At 61.9% G+C, this 17,133-nt stretch carries 13 protein-coding genes and 2 pseudogenes; 4 read left to right on the forward strand and 11 right to left on the reverse strand.

The window, feature by feature from the left end:
* Window positions 1-175: 175 nt before the first annotated feature.
* Together P3T17_RS17195 and P3T17_RS17200 are read right to left on the reverse strand one after the other, a co-directional pair.
* The gene (locus tag P3T17_RS17195) at window positions 176-577 is read right to left on the reverse strand and encodes a type II toxin-antitoxin system HicB family antitoxin (protein ID WP_074269019.1); all 402 of its coding nucleotides are present in this window, start codon (window positions 575-577) and stop codon (window positions 176-178) included.
* 56 nt (window positions 578-633) lie between these two features.
* Window positions 634-815: pseudogene (locus P3T17_RS17200) on the reverse strand (type II toxin-antitoxin system HicA family toxin).
* 167 nt (window positions 816-982) lie between these two features.
* Between P3T17_RS17200 and P3T17_RS17205 the strand changes: the two are divergent.
* From P3T17_RS17205 to flhC, 4 genes are all read left to right on the forward strand, one after another.
* Window positions 983-1,876 carry a helix-turn-helix domain-containing protein gene (locus P3T17_RS17205; protein WP_074269021.1) on the forward strand — a complete coding sequence of 298 codons (894 nt, stop codon included), beginning with the start codon at window positions 983-985 and terminating at the stop codon, window positions 1,874-1,876.
* A gap of 71 nt (window positions 1,877-1,947) precedes the next feature.
* Window positions 1,948-2,475 (forward strand): GNAT family N-acetyltransferase, encoded by a 528-nt coding sequence (locus P3T17_RS17210; protein WP_429408100.1) that lies wholly within the window; start codon window positions 1,948-1,950, stop codon window positions 2,473-2,475.
* Window positions 2,476-3,219: 744 nt separating this feature from the next.
* Window positions 3,220-3,540, forward strand: a complete 321-nt coding sequence (gene flhD, locus P3T17_RS17215) for a flagellar transcriptional regulator FlhD (protein WP_074269023.1) — start codon at window positions 3,220-3,222, stop codon at window positions 3,538-3,540.
* Between the two features lie 14 nt (window positions 3,541-3,554).
* Window positions 3,555-4,145, forward strand: a complete 591-nt coding sequence (gene flhC, locus P3T17_RS17220; protein ID WP_074269024.1) for a flagellar transcriptional regulator FlhC — start codon at window positions 3,555-3,557, stop codon at window positions 4,143-4,145.
* Window positions 4,146-4,380: 235 nt separating this feature from the next.
* Here the strand turns inward: flhC and P3T17_RS17225 are convergent, their stop codons facing one another.
* The 9 genes and pseudogenes from P3T17_RS17225 to P3T17_RS17265 form a co-directional block, all read right to left on the reverse strand.
* Window positions 4,381-5,709: an Nramp family divalent metal transporter gene (locus tag P3T17_RS17225; protein WP_429408101.1), complete on the reverse strand. Its 1,329-nt coding sequence runs from the start codon at window positions 5,707-5,709 to the stop codon at window positions 4,381-4,383.
* 61 nt (window positions 5,710-5,770) lie between these two features.
* Window positions 5,771-6,973 (reverse strand): acyl-CoA dehydrogenase family protein, encoded by a 1,203-nt coding sequence (locus P3T17_RS17230; RefSeq protein WP_429408102.1) that lies wholly within the window; start codon window positions 6,971-6,973, stop codon window positions 5,771-5,773.
* A gap of 34 nt (window positions 6,974-7,007) precedes the next feature.
* The gene (locus P3T17_RS17235) at window positions 7,008-7,664 is read right to left on the reverse strand and encodes a methionine ABC transporter permease (RefSeq protein WP_429408103.1); all 657 of its coding nucleotides are present in this window, start codon (window positions 7,662-7,664) and stop codon (window positions 7,008-7,010) included.
* Window positions 7,657-8,868, reverse strand: coding sequence for a methionine ABC transporter ATP-binding protein (locus P3T17_RS17240; protein ID WP_429408106.1), 1,212 nt, complete (start codon window positions 8,866-8,868; stop codon window positions 7,657-7,659). Before P3T17_RS17240 ends, P3T17_RS17235 begins: the two co-directional genes overlap by 8 nt.
* A gap of 53 nt (window positions 8,869-8,921) precedes the next feature.
* Window positions 8,922-9,638: pseudogene (locus P3T17_RS17245) on the reverse strand (MetQ/NlpA family ABC transporter substrate-binding protein); the annotation flags it as partial.
* Window positions 9,639-10,110: 472 nt separating this feature from the next.
* Window positions 10,111-11,718, reverse strand: a complete 1,608-nt coding sequence (locus tag P3T17_RS17250) for an efflux transporter outer membrane subunit (RefSeq protein WP_429408108.1) — start codon at window positions 11,716-11,718, stop codon at window positions 10,111-10,113.
* A 14-nt stretch (window positions 11,719-11,732) separates the two neighbouring features.
* A complete protein-coding gene (locus P3T17_RS17255; protein ID WP_429408109.1) occupies window positions 11,733-14,918 on the reverse strand; it encodes an efflux RND transporter permease subunit in 3,186 nt (1,061 codons plus the stop codon).
* Window positions 14,919-14,982: 64 nt separating this feature from the next.
* Complete coding sequence (locus P3T17_RS17260) at window positions 14,983-16,203, reverse strand: efflux RND transporter periplasmic adaptor subunit (protein WP_074269032.1); 1,221 nt, start codon at window positions 16,201-16,203, stop codon at window positions 14,983-14,985.
* 34 nt (window positions 16,204-16,237) lie between these two features.
* Window positions 16,238-17,113 carry an alpha/beta hydrolase gene (locus P3T17_RS17265; protein ID WP_429285934.1) on the reverse strand — a complete coding sequence of 292 codons (876 nt, stop codon included), beginning with the start codon at window positions 17,111-17,113 and terminating at the stop codon, window positions 16,238-16,240.
* Between the last annotated feature and the right edge of the window lie 20 nt (window positions 17,114-17,133).

The following is a 17,133-nucleotide window of genomic DNA, read 5'->3' on the forward strand; positions in this document are numbered from 1 at the left end:
CACGACGCCTGGCAAACAGTGCGTTTGGGGCGGGCTCGGACTGAAGGATCGGTGAGCGGGTGCGGGGAGTCGATTACCTGGGAGGTAACGTTGCTCGCTAACGAAAGACGGCCCGCCAAAGCGGACCGTCACTTAACGCTATTCCAGCAGCGCGCGAACCAAGCGATCCGCGCCATCATTGGTGAGCCAACGCTTCCAGCGCTGCGCGCGCGAGGAATCCGCTGCGGGTTTCGTGACGCGCCTCGACGTAGGCGTCGATCTTATGCAAAACAAAGCGCGGCAGGCTGATGTTGATCCTCTCTGGCTTCGAGTCGAGCTTCGACAGATCGACGCTGACCAGCGCCCAGATTGCCCCACAGTATTCAGGCTGTGCGGCCAGTTCTTCCACGGTCGAGCACGTGAAACCGACCTCTTCACCGAGCTCTATTAGCGTCGAAACGTGACCCACAATGGCCTCTTTTGCGTTTCTGATTGCGTCATCGATGGTGTCGCCCCAGGAGTGGACGCCCGGAATATCCGGAACAGTCACGCCGTAGACGCTCCCATCGTCCTTATGGACAGCGATGGGAAATTCCATTTCCGTTCCTTTGCAGTCAATGTTCTCCGACATCCTGAGCCGGCAAAAACCGCCGGTCAAACAAGACCAGCGGTCTTCAGGATGCTCTTCGCCGTCCCGATCGGCAGATCCTTCTTAGGGTGCGGAACCGTCACAAGGCCCTTCCTTTCAGGGTGTTTGAAGTGGTGATGACTGCCGGTAATTCGCACCAGTTTCCAGCCATCTTCTCGAGCATCCGGATTAGCTTTGATGAATTCATCTGGCCTCCGCATGTCTCGTGTGTAATTTTACACACGACTCGGCGCCGGGTAAAGGAAAGTGTGTAGTTGTGTGTTCGGGAGGCGCCGGAGTTGTCTGACTGCTTCCCCCCAATTCACTTACCTCCCAGGTAATGGAATCCCGCCGCGCCCTGGCTATGATTCCCCCATGAGCACTCTCTCCCTCCCCCAAGCCGGCCCGTCGGGACCATCGTCGGCCAGCCGCACCGTCGGCGAACTGCTGCGCGACTGGCGGCAGCGGCGCCGCATGAGCCAGTTGCTGCTCGCAGCGGAAGCCGACATCTCGACCCGTCATCTGAGCTTCGTCGAATCGGGCCGCGCCCTGCCGAGCCGCGAAATGGTGATGCACCTCGCCGAGCGTCTCGACGTCCCACTGCGCGCCCGTAACATGCTGCTGGTGGCGGCCGGGTATGCGCCCCTGTTTCGCGAGCGTCCCTTGACCGACCCGCAACTGACGGCCGCGCGTGAGGCAGTGGAACTGGTGCTGAAGGGACACGAACCCTATCCGGCGCTCGCAATCGACCGGCATTGGACCATCGTCACCGCCAACCGCGCGCTCGCCCCACTGCTCGGCGCAGCGAGCGAAGCCCTGCTGGCGCCGCCCGTCAACGCGCTGCGCCTCAGCCTGCATCCGGACGGGATCGCCTCCTCTATTGTTAACTGGCACGCCTGGCGCGCACATGTGCTGGCGCGGTTGCAACGGCAGATCGACGTCAGTGGCGACGAAACGCTCGTGGCCCTGCGCGACGAACTTGCCGGCTATCCCACCCCGCCGGGCGCGGAAAGCCCGGAAGCGGACAGCAACGCCACCCTCAATCAGATCGCCGTGCCGCTGCGTCTGCGCACGCCGCTGGGCGTGCTGTCGTTTTTCAGCACCACGACCGTGTTCGGGACGCCGGTGGATGTCACGCTCTCCGAACTCGCGATCGAGGCATTCTTTCCGGCCGATCCGCAGACCGCCGCGGCCTTGCGCGCATACGCAGAAGATCAGGCAGAAGGTCCGGCCACAGCGGCGTCGAACGACACCGCTAGCAATCCCTGAAGCCCGCCCCCTGTGGGCAGTCGCACCGTTACCATGCGAAGCCCACTCGAGCCCCCCACGGAGAAACACGCATGGAGCACGCCCCGCTGATCCGGCAACTCAACCTCGCCGATCTCAACGCGTTCTTCCAGTTACGCCTGCGCGGTCTGCAGGCGCACCCGGAGGCGTTCGGTACGAGCCATCAGGAGGCGCTCGAGAAAGGCCCGGGGCAATACGAGGCAATCCTGCAAGGCACTCAGGCGGCCGACGGCAATTTCATACTCGGCGCGTTCGCCACGCCGGAGCTCGAGTTGATCGGCACGGTCGGGCTCAGACGCGAGCCGCGGGTCAAGGAGCGGCACAAGGCGGTGGTGGTCGGTATGTATGTCGCGCCTGAAGCCGCCGGCCGCGGCGTCGGGCGTGCGTTGCTGGGCGACCTGCTCGCGCGCTGCGAACGCATCGAGGGTCTGCGGCAAATCCAGCTAGTTGTTACAAAACAGAACGAAGCGGCGCGCCATCTATATGAATCGCTCGGATTTCGCTGTTACGGCCGGGAAGTCGACGCGCTCCGCATCGACGGGGTATTTCACGACGCGGACCTGATGGCGCGCCTCATCTGAGGCCACGGGCAACCCGCGGGAAGTTGTAACGTCGATTTGTCTTATCGATTTAACCAATCCCGGCCTGGTGTCAGGCAGATTCCGAGGCTGCCGGGCCGATCGCGGCTTCGTCAGCCGCCCGGTTCTTACAGCGCCCGGTGGCGCCCATCCGGATCCAGCAGAATCTCGTTGCCCATACCTCTGACCGAACGTTCGGACGGAACCGGTAACTCTCCCCACCCACTCGTTACATTTGCCGCTGAGTTTGTAACTGGCTCTCCCGCAATGTGTTACATCCGCTTTTGTCCCCCAAACTTCGTTCCAGCAAGTAGTTATTACTGCATTTCGTCGCTTTCTTTCTTTTAGCTTTCCGTTTGAAGCGCCTATTAGCGTTATTACCGAGATTCAAACGGATTTCCTCAGACCATTTCGACAAGCCCCATTCTGCAAGGCCTGTGGCGGCTCAGACACGGTCTGCACATGCTCCAGAACCCTCGCTGCAGCCTATATTACGGCTCCGTGAAAGAGTTACCGAAAATTGTTGTATTTTTGTGAGATATTTTTTTGAGAAGGTATTGATTTCCTGAAATGCACTTCATACAATTGCTTCCAAGGTGTTACGAGTTGTAACACCTTGTATCAAACAGTCAGGACACGTTTCAAGTCGTAAATGTCGCCGGAGGTCATCAGTGTCCGGCGAGGGTACAAAAAGCATAACGGCGCAAAAAAGCCGACATAGCAATTCGGGGCTTCGGAAACACAAAAATGGACCGTAGCAGCGAGACGCGGGAATCGATCCGCGAAATTAATTTGTCTTACATCATGCTCGCACAACGTATGTTGCGTGAGGACAAACCCATCGGGATGTTCCGTTTGGGCCTGTCGTCGGAACTGGCCGATTTGCTTGCCGGGCTGTCGCTCGCGCAAATCGTCAAACTGGCCTCTTCCGACCAGCTTTTGTGCTTCTTCCGCTTCAACGACCACTCGATGTTGTCGGCGTTGACGCAAACGACAAAGCACGCAGAGGTATCGCCGACTCATGCGGCTATCTTGCTGGCCGGCCAGCCAGCAGAGCAATTCGCTTAACCGGAGTGACTGCGATGCTCAAGCGAAGCCTGACGGAAGATGCACAAGAAGTATTCCGCGCAATCGCGCTGATCGAACTCGGTGCACGCATGCAAGTGCTCGAGAGCGAATTGACGCTGTCGCGCGACCGCATGATTCGCCTCTACCGTGAGGTGAAGGGTGTTTCGCCACCCAAGGGAATGCTGCCGTTCTCGGCGGACTGGTATATGACGTGGCTCGCGAACATTCATGCTTCGCTGTTCTACAACACGTACCTGTTCCTGAAGAACGAAGCGCGTTGCTCGCATCTGGATGCGCTGACCAAGGGTTACCGCCTGTATCTGGAACACTGCAAACACAGTGAAACGGAACCGGTGCTGGACCTGACGCGTGCGTGGACGCTGGTGCGTTTCTTCGACGCCAAGATCCTGCAACTCACACCGTGCTGCCGTTGCACGGGCAAGTTTGTCGCGCACAAGCACGATCTGCAGCACAACGTAGTATGTGGCGCCTGCCAGCCGCCGTCGCGCGCCGGCAAGACCAAGAAAGCCGCTGCTGCAGCCAAACTGGAAGCGCAAGAAGCGTTGGAAGCAATGGAAGCTACGCAGATCGCGGAAGCTGCCTGACCCGACTGATTTCCGGTCGGTTTGTTTTGTACCGATTTTTTGTGCCGGCTATCCGGCTGACGGTTCATCCTGCTGCATATCCAGCAGATTCGAACCTCGCCTTCGCATCCGGCATCATTGTGTCGACCAGAGGCCGTTACAACCTCTGGTAGCGCATCTCATCCGTTTTTTCGCCGCATCTCATCTGCTTTGTTACACATCACACGATCTCCCGATCGCGCGGAAACGTGCGTGCTCAGCTGATCCATCCCACCGTTTGCACCACCAGCCACAGGTTCGCGGCCGTGATCACGACGAACAGCGCCCACGCGAGCAGCCGGGTCGGCAGACGATTGGCAAACTCGCCCATCAGCGAACGATCGTTAGTCATACGGATCAACGGATAGAGCGCGAACGGCAACTGCAGGCTCAATACCACCTGACTTGCGACGAGCAGCGTGCCGACCGCGCCGTTGCCGAGCGTCTGCACGCCGATCAGCGCCGGGATCAGCGCCAGCGCGCGGGTAATGAAGCGGCGCTGCCAGCACGGGATCTTCAGCTTGAGAAAGCCTTCCATGATCACCTGCCCGGCGACGGTGCCGGTAAACGTCGAGCTTTGCCCGGACGCGAGCAGCGTGATGGCGAACAGCACAGCCGCGAAACCCGTGCCGACGATCGGCGCAAGCAGCCGGTAAGCATCTTCGATTTCCGTGACCTGGTTGTGCCCGGTCGCATTGAATGCAGCGGCGGCGAGAATCAGGATCGCCGCGTTGATCAGCAGCGCGATCACCAGCGAGACGATCGTATCGAGGCGTGACAAACCAATAGCCGAGGCGATACTGCGCGAATCGCGCTTTACGGCGCGCGTTTGCACGATGGACGAATGCAGATACAGATTGTGCGGCATCACGGTCGCCCCGAGGATGCCGATGGAGAGATAGAGCGGTTCGCGCGTGCTGATGGCGTGCCACGAAGGCACGAGCCCTGCCATCACCGAGGGCCAGTGCGGATGCACGAGCACCAGTTGCACGATATAACCAATGCCGATCGTGGCGATCAGCCCAAGAATGATGGCCTCGAGGTCGCGGAAATTTTTTCCCTTCAGACCGAGCACGATCAGCGTATCGAACGCGGTCAAAATCACGCCGGTGGTCAGGGAGCACTTGAACAGCAGATGAAACGCGAGCGCGCCGCCGAGCACTTCGGCAAGATCGCAAGCGATGATCGACACCTCGGCCAGCAGCCATTGGATCCGCGCAATGGCCGGCGAGTAGCGGCTGCGCGACAGTTGCGCGAGATCCTGGCCTGTGGCGATGCCAAGCCGCATGCTGAGGCACTGCAGCGCCATTGCCGCGAGACTGGACAGCACTACCACGAACAGCAAGCTGTAACCGTAACGCGAGCCGGCTTCGATATCGGTGGCCCAGTTGCCGGGGTCCATGTAGCCGATCGAAATCAGCAGGCCGGGGCCGGCGAACTGCATGATCCGCTTCCAGAGCGGCGCACCCTGCGCGACGGCGACGGTTCCCTGGACTTCGGACGGACAGAACGGCGCAGTGGCCGTAGTCGGTAAATTAAATGGCAAGCCGGCGACCTCTTGAGATTGACGTAGCAACGGCACCCGCCAACGGGTGCCGCAGTCGACCTCAAGTGTACAAAGAAACGTCCGGCAATGTGCCGCTAAGCGCGTAACGGCCAACGTCGCGCACCCGGTAGTCGAGCGGATCGTGCAGCGTATGGACGCGAGCGTTGCGCCAGAAGCGGTCGAGCGCGAGCGGCGCATGTGTGGCGCGCGCGCCGCACGCATCGAACAGGTTCTGGCTCACCTCAAGGGCGGCCCGGTGCGCGAGAATCTTCGCTTCAGATGTGGCCAGTGCAACCCGGCCGCGCTCTTCGGCGCTGAGTTCGGTGCCCTTGTTCCAGGCGTCGTCGAGGGCCCGCGCGGCGCGTTCCGCCAACGCCTCGGCACTGACTGTCTGCAAACGCATCTCGCCGAATCGTGCGATCAGGTAGGGATCGTCCGTGGCCTTGTCGACGCCGGAGGTAATCCAGGGCCGTCCATTTTTGTTCACGTATTGACGCGCTTCCTCGAGCGCGCCCTGCGCAATGCCAACAAACAGGTTCGTCAACACCAGTTGCGACACCAGTGTGCGCAGCGTGGCGTGCGGTGTAGGCGGTGTTTCCGAACGGTGCAGCACTTCTTCCGCCTCGACCTTCACGTTCGCAAACGACACGCTGCCGCTATCGGTCTGCCGCTGACCGATCGGATCCCAATCTTCGTTGACGGTGATGCCATCGCGCGTCGTCGGTATGACTGCGAAAATCGGCTTGCCGGTCTGCGGGTCGTGCGCCGATACGGTCATCATCTGCGAGCCGCGCGTACCGGAGCAGAAGCCCTTCTGTCCGTTGAGGCGGAAACCGCCGTCGGCGGTTGCACTTGCAACCAGTCGCGTGTCGAGCGGATTGACGGCATTGCCCCACCACCAGCGGCCCTCGACGGTGCCACGCAGATAGCGCGCCCGTTGCGCCGGATTGCCCCACACATCGACGCTCACCACCTGCAGGCACTGAAAACCCAGCAGATGCGCGAGCGCGCTATCGACGCGCGCAATCGAACGGATCGTTTCGTAGACTTTGGGCCACGCCGCGCCAGTGCCGCCGAATTCGCGCGGCACGGCTATCGTCAGCAGACCTGCCTCGGCAATCCACTGTTTCTCCTGCGCCGCGTGACCGCCCTGGCGGTCACGCTCCGCTGCGCTCGCGCGCAACGCTTCCAGCAGGCTCGACAGACCGTGTGGCACCGATGACGCCTGCGGGTCACGCGCCGCGGGATGGTCCAACTCGTTCATGCAAACTCCAAACCAGGTGTCGGATACCTGTGCATTATGCGCGATGACCGAGCCGACGCACAAAGCGGTCGCCGACGAACTGCACGGCCGTGACAATAACAATCAGCAGAACGATGACCGTCACCATTACCGGGGTATCGAAGCGCTGATAGCCGTAGCGAATCGCGAGATCGCCCAGACCGCCGGCACCGACCGCGCCGGCCATCGCCGACGAGCCGATCATCGCGACTATCGTGATCGTGAAGCCGCCGAGAATGCCAGGCAGTGCTTCCGGCAGCAGCACATGCCAGATGATATGACGGCGCTGCGCGCCCATCGCCTGCGCCGCTTCGATCAGACCGCGATCGACCTCGCGCAGGCTCACTTCCGCGACGCGTGCGAAAAAAGGAATCGCGGCGATGCTGAGCGGCACGATGGCTGCCCACACTCCAATCGTAGTACCAACGAGTAGACGCGTGAGCGGCAGCAAGGCGACCAGCAGGATGATGAACGGCGTCGAGCGGAATGCGTTGACGAGCGCGCCGAGCGTCGTGTTGACCGAGCGCCGCTCGAAGATGCCGCCGCGAGTGGTGGTCACCAGCACGAGCGCCAGCGGGATGCCGACCAGCAGCGCAATCACGGCGGACACGCCGACCATCACGAGCGTGTCGCGAATCGCTCCAGCCAGTTCGGAGAGCCATATATCAGACATAACCGAGCACCTCCACGTGATTGGCATGCTGCCGTGCACGGTCCACAAGAGCGGCAATCTGCGCGCGGACAGCGGGCGTGTCGGCACCGCGATCGACGTATGCACCATGTGCGCCATCGCCCAACTCCAGGACCGCTGCCGTAGCAGGAATCTGCGCGGTCACCACAAGGCGTCCTTGCGCATGCCCTTGAATCCGGTCGATGCCGCCGTGCACGAAGCTCACGCGGCCACCGTCCACACTCAGCGCGTGAGCGAGTGCGCCCAGATCCGGCTCGCGTTCATCCGCGCCGGTAAAGCGCACGTCGAGCAGGACCTGCGCTTCGCCCGCCGTCACCTCATGTAAAGGCTTCACACGCGCGGCGAGATCGGCAGGCAGATCGTGCACCAGCGTGCGCAACAGCGCGCGGGTTGCGTCGTGCTGCGGCGAGCCGAATACTTGCCACACCGGCCCCGTCTCCACCACCTGGCCGCGCTCGATCACGGCCACCGTATCGCAAACCTCGCGGATCACCTCCATCTCATGTGTGATGAGGATGATCGTCAGCCCAAGGCGCCGGTTGATATCGCGCAGCAGCGCCAGAATCGCCTGAGTCGTTTCGGGATCGAGCGCCGAGGTTGCCTCGTCGCACAGCAGAATATCGGGGTCGTGTACCAGCGCGCGAGCAATCCCCACGCGCTGCTTTTGCCCTCCCGACAGACTCGCCGGATACGCATTGCGCTTTTCGGAAAGTCCGACCAGTTCGAGCAACGCATCGACCTTGCGCTCGATCGCCGCCTTCGAGGCACCCGCGATCTTCAGCGGCAAGCCGATGTTCTCACGCACCGTCTTGGCCGAGAGCAGGTTGAAATGCTGGAACACCATGCCCGTGCGGCGCCGCAAGGCCACGAGGCCGCGCTCATCCAGTTCGCCCACGCTGACGCCATTTACGCTAACCGTCCCGGACGTGGGTTTTTCCAGACCGTTGACGAGCCGCAGCAACGTCGACTTTCCCGCGCCGCTGCGACCGATGATGCCGAACACCTCGCCGCGCGCCACCTGCAATTGCACATCGGCGAGCGCCGGGGCCGTGCCGGGCGAGTTGCCGAACACCTTGCCGATCCGGTCGAATACCACCGCCGGGCCCTGCGCCTCGGACGATGCGGGACGTGCGGACCAGGCCGGCGCGGCCGCGATAAAACCGGGCGTGTCGAACAGAGAAGGCATCGTATCCGTCCTTGCTAAAGCTTTAAATCACGAGCGGCCGCAGGCCGAAGCGATTACCACGCAACCGCGTAGAGATTGCCGAACGCCTTGTCGAGCTCAGCGCGCACTTGCGGCGAGTGCTGATAGATCGAAATGAATTTGAGAATACGCGGATCGTTTGCGCTTTCCGGACGCACGACAAACTGGATCGCGAAGATCTTGTTTTCGACGCCATCGAACAGCAAGGCGCTATTCGGGTCTGCGGTGCCGGCGAGCTTGATGAAGCTTGGATAACCTTCGGCCAGATCCACGTCGTCAAGCGAGCGCGCCAGTTGCGACGCTTCGAGCTGGACGATCTTCAGATGCCTGGGGTTGTCGACAATGTCGAGCGTCGTTGCGCGATAGTCGACGCCCGGCTTCAGTTTGATAAGTCCAGCACGCTGCAGCAACAGCAGTCCACGGCCACCGTTCACCGGATCGTTGGCAATCGCGACGGTGGCGCCGTCCTTCAGCTGACCGAAGCTTTTGACCTTCTTCGAATACAGGCCGATCTTCATGATCGTGCCGGGGGCAATCGCCACGAAGTTATAGCCGCCCTGCTTCTTCGCATTCTCCAGAAACGGAATGTGCTGGAAGTAGTTGACGTCGATATCCTTGTTGGCGAGCGCCGCGTTCGGTGTATTCCAGTCGGTGAACTCAATGATCTTCACATCGAGCCCTTGCGCCTTGGCTTCATGCGCCGCCTCCTGCAAAGCCCCGATTTGGGGCGTTGTGGCAATGCCGATTGTTAGCGTTGGCGTATCGGCGGCTTGGGCGCTCGACGCGGCAACCGCAAACGTCAACGCCATCATGACGACACCGCTCAAGCGCATAAACGACGCGCGCGGTGCAAGCAACAGCCGGCGCAAGTTGTAAACAGAAAAGCTCATGACGGACCCGTTCAATGAAGTGTTTGCCTGGCGCAAGCGAACGCTCCAGCGTGCATCAATGCATGCTGCAGGTAAGCGGATAGCAGGATCAGAGCCGCTGACGCGGCTCGAAAGGCGTGACGCGCAGATGGATCAGCGCGGACAACGGAACGGTTGACAGGTCATCGCCTCTCTCCAGATGAGGTGCGAATCATGATAGACGCCACGCAGACAGCGGTCTACGAAGCGATTTTGGAAAGGAAATCGCGCCAGGCGATATACAAAAGGGGCTGAGCGCGCTGCTCAGCCCCTCGATGCACTAGTACTCGTATTACCAACCACCAAGGCTAGGCCATTACTGCTTTGCCAGCTGTTGCGGCGCATCCTTCACAGCGGCAGCAACAACGGCGGGGGCAGCAGTGGGAGCGGTGGAACTCGCACCTACCGTACCTGCACCACCCGGCGCAGCAGCCACCGGCACGCCGGAAGCCGCAACATCCGAGCCCCAACCGCCACCCAGCGCACGAATCAGGTTCACCGTCGACACCGCCTGCGTGCCTTCCAGATGGGTCGCCTGCAACTGCGTCTGCAGAACCTGCCGTTCGCTGTCGATCACATCCAGGTAGCTCACCTGTCCTTCCTGATACTGCGTCTGCGACAGATGCGAAGCCCGCTGCGATGCGTTGACCGCATCGTTTTGCGCCTGGATCTGATCGTCGAGCAGGCGCAGATCGGAGAGGTTGTCTTCGACTTCCTTGAACGCCTCCAGCACCTGCTGACGATACTGCGCCACGTCTTCGTCATACTTGCCGCGCGCCTGAGCGAGGTTCGCCTTGCGACGGCCGCCGTCGAACAGCGGCACCGTCAAGGCAGTACCCGCCAACGGCCCGAGCAGGAACGTGCGGCTCGACCACATGAACAGATCGCCCAACGTGGCCGATTCGAACCCAGCCGCACCGGTGATATCGAGCTTCGGGAAAAACGCCGACTTCGCCAGCCCGACTCGTGCATTGGCCGCAGCCATCGCACGCTCAGCCGCCGCCACGTCAGGACGACGTTCGAGCAACGCAGAAGGCAGCCCCGGCGGCACGCGTGCGGCCACCGGCACAAGCGGCGTTTCCGGGAACGAGAAGTTCGCCGGCGCCTTACCAAGCAGAATGGCGAGGCTATGCTCGGACGCGGCACGTTGCCGGGCGATGCCCACCGAATCCGCGCGTGCGCTCGCCAGTTCGTTACGCGCCTGCGCCAGATCCAGTTCGCTGATGTCGCCTTCGTTGAAACGCCGCTGGATCAGCTTGAGCGTGTTCTCACGCAACGCTACCGTCTGACGGTACAGATCCTGATCCGTATCGAGCTCACGCAACTGGAAGTAGTTCTGCGCAACATCAGCCTGCAGTGCAAGCTGCACCGAACGGAACAATGCTTCGCTCTGCTGCGCATCTGCCTGAGTCGCGTTCACATTCGAACCAACCCGGCCGAACAGATCCGCCTCGTACGACGCGGTGCCTTGCGCGCGCCACAGCGTCGTGGTCTCCGAGCCATTGCTCTGCGGCAGGAACTGCGAAGCCGCTGACGCGGTTTCGCGCGTCGGCCCAAAGCCCGCATCGAACTTAGGGAACCAGTCGGAACGTGCCGCCTGCAACGACGCCCGCGACTGCTGCACGCGTGCCGCCGCTGCCTTCAGATCCTGGTTGGCCGCTGCGGCCTGCTCTTCCAGATCGTTCAACTTGGGGTCGCCAAAAATCTGCCACCATTCGCCGCGATGCGCGTCGTCAGCCGGCTGAGCCGGCTTCCACGTGCCCGCATCCTGCGGCGCGATAGTCGGCGCTTCCTTGAACGCCGCCGACGTGTCGACATCGGGACGCTTATAGGTCGGCTCGACCGAGCAGGCGGCGAGCAGCGCCAGCAGCAAACCGCTCGCTGCAGCGCGGCCCCAACCGCTCAAAGACTGATATTGCTTCATTATTGTTTTCCTCTTCAAGCGTCCGTGACCGGCAACGCGTAATGCGGCGAGTCCTTTTGCGCGACGTGAACCTTGCCGCCTGCAAGCGTACGCAGCACCACATAGAACACCGGCGTCAGCATCAGACCGAACAGTGTCACACCCAGCATGCCGAAGAACACCGCGATACCCATCGCGTGGCGCATTTCCGAACCAGCGCCGCTCGACAGCACCAGCGGCACCACGCCCATGATGAAAGCGATCGACGTCATCAGGATCGGGCGCAGCCGCATACGGCTCGCTTCGATCGCCGCGGACAGCGGTGTATGCCCGTCGTGTTCGAGTTCGCGAGCAAACTCGACGATCAGGATCGCGTTCTTCGAGGCCAGCCCCACCAGCACCATCAAGCCGATCTGCGTGAAGATGTTGTTGTCGCCGTGCGTGAGCCAGACCCCGGTCAATGCCGACAACAGACTCATCGGCACAATCAGGATCACCGCGAGCGGCAACGTCAGGCTTTCATACAGGGCGGCCAGCACCAGGAACACCAGCAGCACGCTGATCGGGAACACCCACATGCCCGCATTGCCGGCGATGATCTGCTGATACGTCAGGTCGGTCCATTCGAGTTTCACGCCACGCGGCAGCGTTTCCGCAGCCACCCGTTCAGCCGCGGCTTGCGCCTGGCCCGACGAATAACCCGGAGCGGGTCCACCGTTGATATCGGCAGCCGTATAGCCGTTGTAGCGCACCACCATTTCCGGACCGAACGTCGGCGTCACCGTCACCAGCGACGACAACGGCACCATTTCGCCCGCGGCATTACGCGTCTTCAGTTGGCCGATATCGTCGGCATGCTGACGGAACGGCGCATCCGCTTGCACCCGCACCTGATACACACGGCCAAAGCGGTTGAAGTCGTTCACATACAGCGAGCCCAGATAGATCTGCATCGTGTCGAACACGTCCGTCACCGGCACACCGAGCTGCTTCGCCTTGACGCGGTCCAGGTCCACATTCAGCTGCGGCACGTTGATCTGATAGCTCGAGAAAGTCGGGCCCAGTTCAGGCGTAGTAGCCGCCTTCTTGATGAAGGCTTCCGTTGCCTTGTTCAACTCCGCGTAACCCAGCGCACCGTGATCCTCGAGCTGCATCTTGAAGCCGCCCAGCGTACCGAGGCCCAGCACCGGCGGCGGTGGGAACACGGCCACGAACGAATCCTTGATCGCGCCGTACTGCTGGTTCAACGCGCCTGCAATGGCGCCGGCGGAGAGCGCCTTGTCGCCGCGCTCCTTGAACGGCTTGAGCGTGACGAACACGATGCCCGCGCTCGAGCTATTGGTGAAGCCATTCACCGACAAGCCCGGAAACTCCACCGCGCTTTCGACACCCGGCTGCTTCAGCGCGATCGCGCTCATATCGCGGATCACCTTTTCGGTGCGGTCGAGCGAGGCGCCGTTCGGCAACTGCGCAAACGCGATCAGGTATTCCTTGTCCTGCGCCGGCACGAAGCCGCCCGGCACGATACGCGTGATCAGCACCGTGGCGCCGAGCAGGATCGCGTAGACGGCGAGCATGCCGCCCTTACGTCGCAATACGCCCTGCACGCCCTTGCCATACCCGGTCGAGCCGCGATGAAACACCTTGTTGAAGCCCTTGAAGAAGCGGCCGAACACCAGGTTCATCCCCCGCGTAAGCCAGTCTTCCTTCGCGCCATGTCCGCGCAGCAGCATGGCGGACAGTGCCGGCGACAACGTCAGCGAATTGAACGCCGAGATCACCGTCGAGATCGCGATGGTCACCGCGAACTGCTTGTAGAACTGACCCGTGAGACCCGTCATGAACGCGAGCGGTACGAACACGGCCACCAACGTCAGCGCGATTGCGATAATCGGCCCGCTCACTTCCTGCATGGCCTTGTACGTCGCATCGCGCGCACTCAGGCCGGCCTCGATATTGCGCTCGACGTTCTCCACCACCACGATGGCATCGTCCACCACAATCCCGATCGCGAGCACCATGCCGAACAGCGACAACGCGTTGATCGAGAAGCCGAACGCCAGCAGCAGCGAGAACGTCCCCACGATCGACACCGGCACCGCAATCAGCGGAATGATCGACGCACGCCACGTCTGCAGGAACACGATCACCACGATCACGACCAGCGCAATCGCTTCGAGCAGCGTGTGAATCACGGCCTCGATACTGGAGCGCACGAACTGCGTCGGGTCATAGACGATCTGGTAATCCACGCCTGCAGGCATGTCTTCCTTCAGTTCCTTCATTTCCGCGCGCACCTGGTCCGAGATCTGGAGCGAGTTCGCGCCCGGCGCCTGGTTAATAGCGAGCGCCACCGCCGACTTGTTGTCGAGCAGCGAACGCAGGCCGTATTCCGACGCAGCCAGCTCGATACGGGCAATGTCGCGCAGATAGGTGACTGCGCCATCCGGGCCGGTCTTGACGACGATGTCGCCGAACTCGCCCGTGGTCTGCAAGCGGCCACGCGCATTCACCGACAACTGCAACTGTGTGCCCGGCAACGACGGTGAAGAACCAATCTGACCGGCAGCCACCTGAATGTTCTGCTCGCGGATCGCGTTAACCACATCAGTTGCGGTCAGGCCGCGCTGCGCCACTTTCTGCGGATCGAGCCACACGCGCATGGCGTAGTCACCCGAGCCCCACAGCTGCACTTCGCCCACGCCCTGAATACGCTCCAGCCGGTCCTTGACGTTCAGCACTGCGTAGTTGCGCAGATACGTCATGTCGTACTGGTTGTTCGGCGAGATCAGGTGGACCACCATCGTCAGCGTCGGCGAGCTCTTGATCGTCGTCACGCCCAGACGCTGCACGTCGTCCGGCAGACGCGGCAGCGCCTGGTTGACGCGGTTCTGCACGAGTTGCGTCGCGAGATCCGGATTGGTACCGAGCTTGAAGGTGACCGTCAGCGTCAGATTGCCGTCGCTATTGGCTTGCGACTGCATATACAGCATGTTTTCCACGCCGTTGATCTGCTCTTCGAGCGGCGACGCCACCGTTTCGGCAATCACCTTCGGGTTGGCGCCCGGATACTGCGCGTGCACCACCACCGAAGGAGGCACGACTTCCGGGTACTCGGAGATCGGCAGCTTGAAGAGCGAAATCACGCCCGCCAGCAGGATCAGGACCGATAGCACGCCCGCGAAGATCGGCCGGTCGATGAAGAATTTGGATATGTTCATGAGAGGCTCTTGAAATTAAAGCGCTGGAATGCGGCGCGCAAGCAGCAATCGTTAAGCACCAAGCTCACGAATTGCCCTGCGCTTTCGCATGACCCTGCGTTTGTGCTACCGACGCGCTGTCCGCATCTTCGTCGCCGTTCATCGGCACAGCATGGGCGCGTACCGTTTCGCCCGGACGCACACGTTGCGTTCCGTTGACGACGATCCGGTCACCGTTTTGCAGACCCGACTTGACGACGCGCAGGCCGCCTTGCATCGCGCCAAGCTGCACCTCGCGGTACACGACCTGATCGCTCTTGTCGACGACGAACACGAACTTCTTGTCCTGATCGGTGCCCACTGCAGCGTCGTCAATCAACAGCGCCGCGTGCGGCGCGCTGCCGCTCACCTTGATGCGGGCGTACAGACCCGGAATCAGTGTGCCGTCCTGATTGTCGAAGCGCGCGCGTACGCGGATCGTGCCGGACGAGGTGTCGAGCTGGTTGTCGACCGAATCGATCACACCGTTGCGCGAGTAGCCCGATTCGTCAGCGAGGCCCAGTTGCACCGGTACTTTGGTGCCGTCCTTCTCGCGGCCGATGTACTCCAGATACGTCTGCTCGTCCGCATCGAACGACGCGTAGATCGGCGACACCGACACCAGCGTCGTCAGCGGCGGCGAACCTGCACCGGCCGAGACGACGTTGCCCACGGTGATCTCCGCACGCGACACGCGGCCCGACACCGGCGCAATAACCTTGGTATAGCCAAGGTTAATCTGCGCGGTTTCGAGCGCTGCCTGCGCTGCCTTGACGTTGGCGCTCGCGCCGCGCGCGGCGTTCTGCTTCTCGTCGTAGTCGCGCTTGGCAATGGCGTTATCGCCGATCAGGCGCTGTGCGCGCTCCCAGTCGCTTTGCGTATAACCCGCCTGCGCCTGCGCCGCCGCCAGTTGCGCGGCGGTGCGGTCTACTTCGGCCTGATACGGGCGCGGATCGATCACGAACAGCGTGTCGCCCTTCTTCACCAGCGCGCCATCCTTGAAGTTCACCGAAACGATCGTGCCCGACACCTGCGGACGTACTGCAACCTTCTCGACCGCTTCGAGGCGCCCCGAATAGCTTTGCCAGTCGGTGATGGTTTTCTGGATCACGGCTGCCACGTCCACTTCCGGCACGATGGTCGGCGCGGCGTGGGCGGGCGAGCTCGCATCGACGCGAATCGCGCCGAATGTGCCGAGCCCGGCAATGATCACAACGGTCAGAACCGCTAGCGCCAGACGGTGGCGCGAAGGAGAAAAGATAGACATGAAAGGCTCCCGGCGTTTGTTGATTGAAATACGTTTATCGTTGGGTGCGCGCTGCGAGGCGGCACTGGAAAAAGCGCACAGCCTCCTGCAGCGCTTCCGGATGGTCGGCGAGCGCGGCATGCGAGACGCTCGGATAGCGGACCACCTGGGTCGCCACGCCTGCATCGATCAGGCTGCTGGCATATTTCTCGGCCTCGACGTGCAGCACATCGTTCTGCGCAGTCGCGATCAGCGTGGCGGGCAAGCCTGCAAGCCGTGACGACTCGAGAGGCGCGGCATACGGATGCATACGCTGCGAGGCTTGCGGCAGATACGCGCGATAGCACGCTGCGCATTCCTTGGCGGTAATATCGGAGCCAAGCCGCTGTTCGTCGCCAAGGCGCGTGAGACTCGGATCGAGCATCGGGCCGAACAGCGCCTGCGCCGAAATCCGCACGTCGCCACGGTCGCGCGAGATAAAGGCGAGGCAATTGGCAATCTGGCCGCCCGCGTCATGTCCCGCGACGCCGATATGTTTGGTGTTGCCGCCGAACGCCCGTGCGCGGGTCTGCACCCACAGCGCGGCGCGGTGTGCGTCTTCCGGCGCCGTGGGAAACGGAAATTGCGGCGCAAGCGAGTAGCCGACCGACACAACCAGCGCCGGCAGGTGCTCTGCGAAATAGCGTGCGGGGAAGTCCGCATCGTCCAGCGAGCCGCGCACAAAGCCGCCGCCGTGAAAATAAAGCAGTACTGGCAGTGCGGTTTTGCCCGTCAGGCGGTACAGCCGCAGCTTGATGTCCTGCGCGTGCCCCTCAATCGTCACGTCCGTCACGTCGAGCGCCGCATGTGCCGAACCGACATCGTCCGCCTGAGCAAGGTCAAGCGGTACAAAGGTGTACGGCGAGGAGTACGGCGGTTTGAATGCATTCATGTCGAACGGCGCAATACGCA

The sequence above is a fragment of the Paraburkholderia sp. GAS82 genome (assembly GCF_050436285.1).
Taxonomy (GTDB): Bacteria; Pseudomonadota; Gammaproteobacteria; order Burkholderiales; family Burkholderiaceae; genus Paraburkholderia; species Paraburkholderia phenazinium_B.

What these genes read in the sequence shown, in the direction of transcription:
- P3T17_RS17195 (WP_074269019.1), bottom strand. Translation starts at nt 577, where the DNA reads ATGGAATTTCCCATCGCTGTCCATAAGGACGATGGGAGCGTCTACGGC.
- P3T17_RS17205 (WP_074269021.1), top strand. Translation starts at nt 983, where the DNA reads ATGAGCACTCTCTCCCTCCCCCAAGCCGGCCCGTCGGGACCATCGTCG.
- P3T17_RS17210 (WP_429408100.1), top strand. Translation starts at nt 1,948, where the DNA reads ATGGAGCACGCCCCGCTGATCCGGCAACTCAACCTCGCCGATCTCAAC.
- flhD (WP_074269023.1), top strand. Translation starts at nt 3,220, where the DNA reads ATGGACCGTAGCAGCGAGACGCGGGAATCGATCCGCGAAATTAATTTG.
- flhC (WP_074269024.1), top strand. Translation starts at nt 3,555, where the DNA reads ATGCTCAAGCGAAGCCTGACGGAAGATGCACAAGAAGTATTCCGCGCA.
- P3T17_RS17230 (WP_429408102.1), bottom strand. Translation starts at nt 6,973, where the DNA reads ATGAACGAGTTGGACCATCCCGCGGCGCGTGACCCGCAGGCGTCATCG.
- P3T17_RS17235 (WP_429408103.1), bottom strand. Translation starts at nt 7,664, where the DNA reads ATGTCTGATATATGGCTCTCCGAACTGGCTGGAGCGATTCGCGACACG.
- P3T17_RS17240 (WP_429408106.1), bottom strand. Translation starts at nt 8,868, where the DNA reads ATGCCTTCTCTGTTCGACACGCCCGGTTTTATCGCGGCCGCGCCGGCC.
- P3T17_RS17250 (WP_429408108.1), bottom strand. Translation starts at nt 11,718, where the DNA reads ATGAAGCAATATCAGTCTTTGAGCGGTTGGGGCCGCGCTGCAGCGAGC.
- P3T17_RS17255 (WP_429408109.1), bottom strand. Translation starts at nt 14,918, where the DNA reads ATGAACATATCCAAATTCTTCATCGACCGGCCGATCTTCGCGGGCGTG.
- P3T17_RS17260 (WP_074269032.1), bottom strand. Translation starts at nt 16,203, where the DNA reads ATGTCTATCTTTTCTCCTTCGCGCCACCGTCTGGCGCTAGCGGTTCTG.
- P3T17_RS17265 (WP_429285934.1), bottom strand. Translation starts at nt 17,113, where the DNA reads ATGAATGCATTCAAACCGCCGTACTCCTCGCCGTACACCTTTGTACCG.